Source organism: Nonomuraea zeae (assembly GCF_005889725.1).
Classification (GTDB): domain Bacteria; phylum Actinomycetota; class Actinomycetes; order Streptosporangiales; family Streptosporangiaceae; genus Nonomuraea; species Nonomuraea zeae.
In genome coordinates this window covers 1-6378 of the sequence record NZ_VCKX01000475.1, presented here as the reverse complement: position 1 = coordinate 6378, position 6378 = coordinate 1, and the positions used below count along the sequence as shown (strand labels likewise).

The 6378-nt window shown below is 71.8% G+C and carries 6 protein-coding genes and 1 pseudogene; 3 read left to right on the top strand and 4 right to left on the bottom strand.

Features of this window, described 5'->3' with window-relative positions; all coding sequences use genetic code 11:
* The first annotated feature begins 137 nt into the window (after positions 1-137).
* Positions 138-887 carry an SDR family NAD(P)-dependent oxidoreductase gene (locus tag ETD85_RS59280; RefSeq protein WP_138698590.1) on the top strand — a complete coding sequence of 250 codons (750 nt, stop codon included), beginning with the start codon at positions 138-140 and terminating at the stop codon, positions 885-887.
* A 137-nt stretch (positions 888-1024) separates the two neighbouring features.
* Here ETD85_RS59280 and ETD85_RS59275 read toward each other — a convergent pair whose 3' ends face one another.
* Complete coding sequence (locus tag ETD85_RS59275; protein ID WP_138698589.1) at positions 1025-2236, bottom strand: ABC transporter ATP-binding protein; 1212 nt, start codon at positions 2234-2236, stop codon at positions 1025-1027.
* A 179-nt stretch (positions 2237-2415) separates the two neighbouring features.
* On the opposite strand from ETD85_RS59275, the gene ETD85_RS59270 reads away from it, so the two are divergent.
* The gene (locus ETD85_RS59270) at positions 2416-3498 is read left to right on the top strand and encodes a LacI family DNA-binding transcriptional regulator (RefSeq protein ID WP_138698588.1); all 1083 of its coding nucleotides are present in this window, start codon (positions 2416-2418) and stop codon (positions 3496-3498) included.
* A 20-nt stretch (positions 3499-3518) separates the two neighbouring features.
* Here ETD85_RS59270 and ETD85_RS59265 read toward each other — a convergent pair whose 3' ends face one another.
* From ETD85_RS59265 to ETD85_RS65290, 3 genes and pseudogenes are all read right to left on the bottom strand, one after another.
* Positions 3519-4658, bottom strand: coding sequence for a 2,5-dihydroxypyridine 5,6-dioxygenase NicX family protein (locus ETD85_RS59265; protein ID WP_138698587.1), 1140 nt, complete (start codon positions 4656-4658; stop codon positions 3519-3521).
* A gap of 198 nt (positions 4659-4856) precedes the next feature.
* Positions 4857-5138, bottom strand: a pseudogene (locus ETD85_RS65295) (SDR family oxidoreductase); the annotation flags it as partial.
* Between the two features lie 75 nt (positions 5139-5213).
* Positions 5214-5468: a hypothetical protein gene (locus ETD85_RS65290; RefSeq protein ID WP_206059581.1), complete on the bottom strand. Its 255-nt coding sequence runs from the start codon at positions 5466-5468 to the stop codon at positions 5214-5216.
* A gap of 72 nt (positions 5469-5540) precedes the next feature.
* Here ETD85_RS65290 and ETD85_RS59255 point away from each other — a divergent pair.
* Positions 5541-6378, top strand: an 838-nt coding sequence (locus tag ETD85_RS59255; RefSeq protein ID WP_138698586.1) for an AAA family ATPase, incomplete at its 3' end; no start/stop codon positions are given.

Genomic DNA, 6378 nt, shown 5'->3' with positions numbered 1-6378 from the left:
GCTCGTGGGCGCCGGGGCGGCGGCGGGGGGATCGGCGGGCGAGCAGGCGGCGAGAGCCCCCGGCAGGAGCACGAGGAGGAGCACGGCCACGACGAGGCGCACGACGTTCATCCTGCCATGAACGTTAAGGTTCAGGCATGCCTACCGCACTGATCACGGGCGCGACCTCCGGCCTCGGCGCCGCCTTCGCCCGCCGCCTGGCCGCCGACGCCTTCTCGCTCGTCCTGGTGTCGCGTGACGCGCTCAGGCTCGCCCAGACCGCCGACCAGCTCAAGCTCAGGTACGGCGTGGACGTCGAGGTCCTGCCCGCGGACCTGGCGACGGACGACGGGCTGACCAGGGTCGAGTCGAGGCTCCGCGAGGGCGTGGACCTGCTGGTCAACAATGCCGGGTTCGGCCATCGGCGCAGCTTCCCCGAGGTGCCGGTCGAGCAGGAGGTGCGCATGCTCAAGGTGCACTGCGAGGCCGTGCTCAGGCTGACGCTGGCGGTGCTGCCCGGGATGCGAAAGCGCGAGCGCGGCGCCGTGGTCAACGTGGCGTCGGTGGCGGCCTTCTTCGCCCACAACACCTACAGCGCGTCCAAGGCGTGGGTGGTCAGCTTCAGCGAGGCGGCGGCGGCCGAGGTGGGCGATCCGCGCATCAAGATCATGGCGTTGTGCCCGGGTTTCGTGCGGACCGAGTTCCACCAGCGGGCCGCGGTGGACACCTCGGGCATTCCCGGGTTCCTGTGGCTCAAGGCCGACGACGTGGTGCGGGAGGCGATGCGCGACCTCGCCCTGGGCAAGCGCGTCTCGGTGCCCGACCTGCGCTACAAGGCCATCGTCGCGGTGGGCAGGATGGTGCCGCGCGGCCTGCAGGCGCGCGTGTCGGCCAAGATCGGCCGCTGACGCTCCGTGCTCACCGGGAGACCTGCCGGGAGCACCTGCCGGAAAAGAATGGGCCCCCGCCGCGGGAGGGGGTCGCGGTGGGGGCCCGAGCGGCCGTGAGCGAGCTCACGGCCGGGAACAAGCGGGCAGCGGGCTTGTCAGCGGTTGGCCTCGTGGCCGATCGCCAGGCCGCTGGCCGGGTCGAAGAAGTGCAGGTTGTGCGTGTCGAGGACCAGGTCGATGTTCTGGCCGGGACGGGCGTGGCTGCGGGCGTTGACGCGGGCGGTCCACAGGGACTTGTCGCCCACGAGCGGCAGCGCCGCCTCCTCGTCGTCGCCCGTGTCGGCGGCGGCGACGGTGTCCTTGTGCTCGACCGGCGGGGCGTCGATCAGGAACAGCACGTTGATCTCGGAGCCCAGCTCCTCGGTGACCTCCGCCTTGACCGGCAGCGTGGCCCAGCCGTTGGCGTGGTTGCCGGCGGAGGTGGCGTCCTCGAAGTCCGACGGGCGGATGCCGAGGATGATCTTCTTGCCGATGTACTGGTCGAGGCCCGGCTTGTCGGTGAACGTCGAGTCGGGGATCGGCAGCTTGATGTCGGCGAAGGTCACGGCGGCGCCGCCGTCGCGGACGAGCTCGGCGGTGACGAAGTTCATCGAGGGCGAGCCCATGAAGCCGGCGACGAACAGGTTGACCGGCTTGTCGAACAGGTTCTGCGGGGTGTCCACCTGCTGGAGCAGGCCGTCGCGCAGCACGCAGACGCGGTCGCCGAGGGTCATGGCCTCGACCTGGTCGTGGGTGACGTACACCGTGGTGACGCCGAGGCGCTCGTGCAGCGTGTTGAGCGAGGCGCGCATGGAGACGCGGAGCTTGGCGTCCAGGTTGGACAGCGGCTCGTCCATGAGGAAGGCCTGCGGCTCACGCACGATGGCGCGGCCCATGGCGACACGCTGGCGCTGACCACCGGACAGGGCGGCCGGCTTGCGCTTGAGGTAGGTCTCCAGGCCGAGCATCTTGGCGGCCTCGTTGACCCGCTTCTGGATCTCCGGCTTGGGCATCTTGCGGAGCTTGAGGCCGAAGGCGAGGTTCTCCTCGACCGTCATGTGCGGGTAGAGCGCGTAGTTCTGGAAGACCATCGCGATGTCGCGGTCCTTGGGCGGCAGGTGGTTGACCACCTTGTCGCCGATGGAGATCTCACCGCCGCTGATGTCCTCAAGGCCGGCGATCATCCGGAGAGCGGTCGACTTACCGCAACCGGAGGGCCCGACCAGCACCATGAACTCGCCATCCTTGATCTCAAGGTTGAGCCCGTTCACGGCCTTTACGCCACCGGCGTAGATCTTGTCGACGTTCGTCAGAACGATGGATGCCATGACATTCCTTCGCGCTCCAGGGCTGTGGCCCGGACGTTGTTACCGATTACTCGCACACGTGGATACGTTTTCAAGCATCTCACCCGAAACGGACATCGGTGTCAAGGGTTACGTCGTGACCAGCCCTTGTGGGGACGGGCGTCTTCCGGTTTCCGCGGAACCATGATGGAATCGTTTCCATGGAGAAGCGGGCGACGATCAAGGATGTGGCCGAGGCGGCCGGCGTGGGCGTCGCCACCGTGTCCCGGGTGCTGTCCGGCGGCTCGGCCAGCCCCAGCACCAGAGAACGCGTCCTGGCCGTCGCCGCCCAGCTCGACTACCGCCCCAGCGCCCTCGGCCGCAACCTGCGCCAGCGGCGCACGGGCGGCATGGGCCTGCTCGTCCCCGACCTGACCGACACCTTCTACGGCCAGCTCGCCGAGGGCGTGCTGGCCTGCGCCCGCTCGGCCGGCGAACCGGTCGTGCTCGGCTCCACAGGAGACGACCCCGAGCAGGAGGCCGATCTGATCGGCATGCTGCTCGAACAGAGCGTAGACCGGCTGATAGCCGTCCCGTCGGGAGACGCGGAAACCTGGAGCCCCGCGATCCGCGCGGGCATGACCGTGATCTTCGCTGACCGGCTGCCCGCACAGTCGCCGGCCGACGACCCGGCCGCGTCGGCCCTCACCGATCTCATGCTGATGGACGGCCTCGCCGCCGCGCCCCCGTCACGGCCCCAGTCGCAGGCGCAGCCGCGGCCGCTGGACGTCCCCTCGGTGCTGGCCGACGACCGGGCCGGCATCCGTACGGCGGTCCGCTACCTGCGCGGCCTGGGCCACCGGCGCATCGCCTTCCTGGGCGGCCCCGGGCAGCAGCGGCGGGTGGCCGCCTTCAGGGAGGCGGTGGGCGCGCCGGTGGACGAGGAGCTGGTCGTGTTCGGCACCGGCAGCCGCGACTCGGCCTACGCCGCCGCCTCCGGCCTGTTCCAGAGCCGTCCCGACCTGTCCGCCGTGGTGGCGGGCGGCAACGTGCTCGGGGAGGCGGCGGTGCTGGCGGCCAGGGAGCTGGATCTGCGGGTGCCGAAGGACGTGTCGCTGGTGATGTACGACGACGTCCCCTGGGCCGAGCTGTGCTCGCCGCCGCTGACGGTGATCGCCCAGCCGGGGCGGGACATGGGATACCGGGCGGCCGAGCTGGTGCTGCGTTCGGGGGGCAGGAGGCCGCGCAGCGTGGTCCTGCCCACGGAGCTCATCATCAGGGGCAGCTGCGGCCCGCACCGCTGACGCCGCCCTGCCGGAGGGTCCTACGCCCTCCCCGCGCGGGCCCCGGTGTAGCGGCGGGGCAGGATCATGACCGGGTTGTCGTCGAGGATCACCTCGGGCGGCCCGTACCGCGCGGCGACCTCCCGGATCTCCGGCTCGTCGAGGATCAGCAGGCGGCCGTGCTCGATGAACAGCTCGCCGTCCACCACGACGGTGGGCCGGTCCACCTGGCAGTCGCAGTGCGCGAAGCCGGGCCCCGTCTTGACCGGCACGCCGTCGGTGAGGCCGTCGATGCCGCAGTAGAAGGCCCCGGCGTGCTTCTCCCGCTCGAACTGGGTGCCGCCGGCGATCCGGACCTTCGGGTTCAGCCCGATCAGGCCGTGCCGCATGTAGAAGCCGTCAGGGGAGTATCGCCGCAGCTGCTCGGCCGCGGCCCCGCCCTCGATCTTGCGCACCAGGTTGCCTTCGAGGGTGAGACGCAGCGACTCCTCGGGCACGCCGGTGACGGTGCAGTCCTCGACCATGATGACGCCCTCGGTGTCGGCCGGCCAGAAGTTCGCGCCGCCGTACGGGAAGGGCCGCCAGTCACCGGGCCGCATCGCACCGGGGTCGGGGTCGAAGGCCGGCCCGGAGAACGTCACGTCGGTCCCGCGCGCGGAGGTGACCCTGATCGACTTGGCCGCGGACAGCTGGCTCAACGTCCGGCGCAGCAGCGCGTAGAAGACCTCGGCGGGCAACCGGCCCCCGGTCAGCAGCGCGCCCGCCGTGGCGGTCATGTGCAGCGACAGGAACCGGGAGGAACGCGCCTTGATCTGGTCGAAGAACAGCGGGGCCGTGTGCACCTCGCCCCACCAGGTGCCGGTGATCACGACGTCGGCCTCGCGGAACGCGGCCGTCTCGATCTCGAGCGAGGCCTCCCTGTCGCACCCGCCCGGGCTGAACGGCGTCACGGAGAGGATCCGGACGTCGGCGTCCTGGAAGGCCGCCGCCGCGGCAATGGCCTGGATGACGACGGGATCGACGGTGTGCTCCATGATCATCAGCACCCGCTCGCCGGCCTTCAGCCCCACGTAGTCGCACAGGTTGCGCACGCCGGGCATCAGCTCGACGATCGAGTTCGGGGCCACCGCGGGCTCGGCCACGTAGCTGAAGGGCGATCCTGCGTACGGATTGATCGTCATCGCGAGCTCCCTGCGGGACGTCGGGCCACTGTGCCGGGCTGGTGGCGGGACCAGCCGCGGACTCAGCCGGTCAATTACATACCGCAATCACGCGATTACTACACGTTCGGCGTGCTTGTCGCGGCGATGCCCGGACTGATGCGCGGCCAGGCGTCGGCGCGCACCCCCGAGGCCGCCGTCCACCACCCGTGACCGGACTCACTTCACCCAGCGCCGGAACCCGCCCTCGAAGTTGATCACCTGCCCGGTGATCCAGCCGGCCTCGTCCGAGGCGAGCCAGCGCACCAGCCCGGCCACCTCCTCCGGCCGGCCCCACCGGCCCGCCGGCAGCGCCCGGCCGACCTGCCTGGCGAGCTCCTCTCCCGCCCAGCCGGTGTCCACCGGGCCGGGATTGACGGTGTTGACGGTGATCCCCCGATCGGCGAGCGCGTCGGCGAGGCTCAGCGTCATCTGCCGGACCGCGCCCTTGCTGATCGCGTACGGGAGCTCGTCCCGCTGCGGGCTGGTTGGCGACCAGGACGTCCACGTGCCCGAACCGGGCGACCGCCTGCTCCATCACCCGCGCAGGGGCGGCCGGGCCGGAGAAGTCGGCCTCCACGTGCCACAGGTCGTCGCCGAGGCGCCCAGGGCCGACAGCACGCCGTCCATCCCCGCGGGGTCGGAGCCCCAGGGATGCTCCGCGTCGTGCGGGGTCCACGACTGCGCCACCACCTTCGTCCCGGTCGCGAGCAGCTCGCGGGCCACCGCGAACCCGATCCCCGCCCGGCGGCTCACCCCGGTCACCAGTGCGACTCTCGTGTCAGATGTCATCCGGCAATCTTGCCGGGCGGCCGGCCGTCGCGGTATGACATATTCGCTGACCTGCCCATACAGTCAGCCATTGTGCTTTACGGCAGATCTGCGGAAGTCGCCGCTCTCGACCGGCTGATCTCACAGGCCCGCGACGGCGCCGGGGCCGCGCTCGTGCTGCGCGGCGAGGCCGGCGTGGGCAAGACGGCGCTGCTCGACCTCGCGGCCTCGCGCGGCGGGGGCATGCGGGTGCTCAGGACGACGGGGGTCGAGGCGGAGGCGGACCTGGGGTTCGCCGCGCTGCACCAACTGCTGTGGCCGGTGCTCGGGCTCCTGGACTCGCTCCCTGACCCGCAGCGCGATGCCGTGCGCGGGGGGCTGGGGCTCGCGGCGGCATCGTCCGGTGATCGGTTCCTGCTGGCGGCGGGGGTTCTGTCGCTGCTGGCGGAGGCGGCCGCGCCGGACGGGCTGGTCTGCGTGATCGACGACTTCCAGTGGGTGGACCGGGCCTCGGCCGACGCGCTGCTGTTCGCCGCCAGGCGGCTGGGGACGGAGCGGATCGCGATGCTCCTCGCCGTACGCGGGGACGCGCAGGTGAAGGGCGTGCCGTCGGTGGCGGTCGGCGGGCTGGCCGAGGCGGCGGCGGGCGAGCTGCTGGACGGCACCGTCCCGATCGCGGCGCCGGTCCGGCGGGAGCTCATCGCCCAGACCCGGGGCAACCCGCTGGCCCTGCGCGAGACCGTGCGGCTGCTGACGCCTGAGCAGCTCGCCGGGCGCGAGCCGCTGCCCGACCCGCTGCCCGGTGGCGCGCAGCTCTTCGGCGAGCAGGTGGCGGCGCTGTCCGGTCCCGCCCGGCAGGTGGCCCTGCTCGCGGCCGTGGAGAGCGATCTGGACCTGGTCCTGCGCGCCGCCGGCGAGCTGGGGGCGGGGC

Coding starts and splice junctions, on each gene's coding strand:
- ETD85_RS59280 (WP_138698590.1), top strand. CDS start 138: ATGCCTACCGCACTGATCACGGGCGCGACCTCCGGCCTCGGCGCCGCC.
- ETD85_RS59275 (WP_138698589.1), bottom strand. CDS start 2,236: ATGGCATCCATCGTTCTGACGAACGTCGACAAGATCTACGCCGGTGGC.
- ETD85_RS59270 (WP_138698588.1), top strand. CDS start 2,416: ATGGAGAAGCGGGCGACGATCAAGGATGTGGCCGAGGCGGCCGGCGTG.
- ETD85_RS59265 (WP_138698587.1), bottom strand. CDS start 4,658: ATGACGATCAATCCGTACGCAGGATCGCCCTTCAGCTACGTGGCCGAG.
- ETD85_RS65290 (WP_206059581.1), bottom strand. CDS start 5,468: ATGACATCTGACACGAGAGTCGCACTGGTGACCGGGGTGAGCCGCCGG.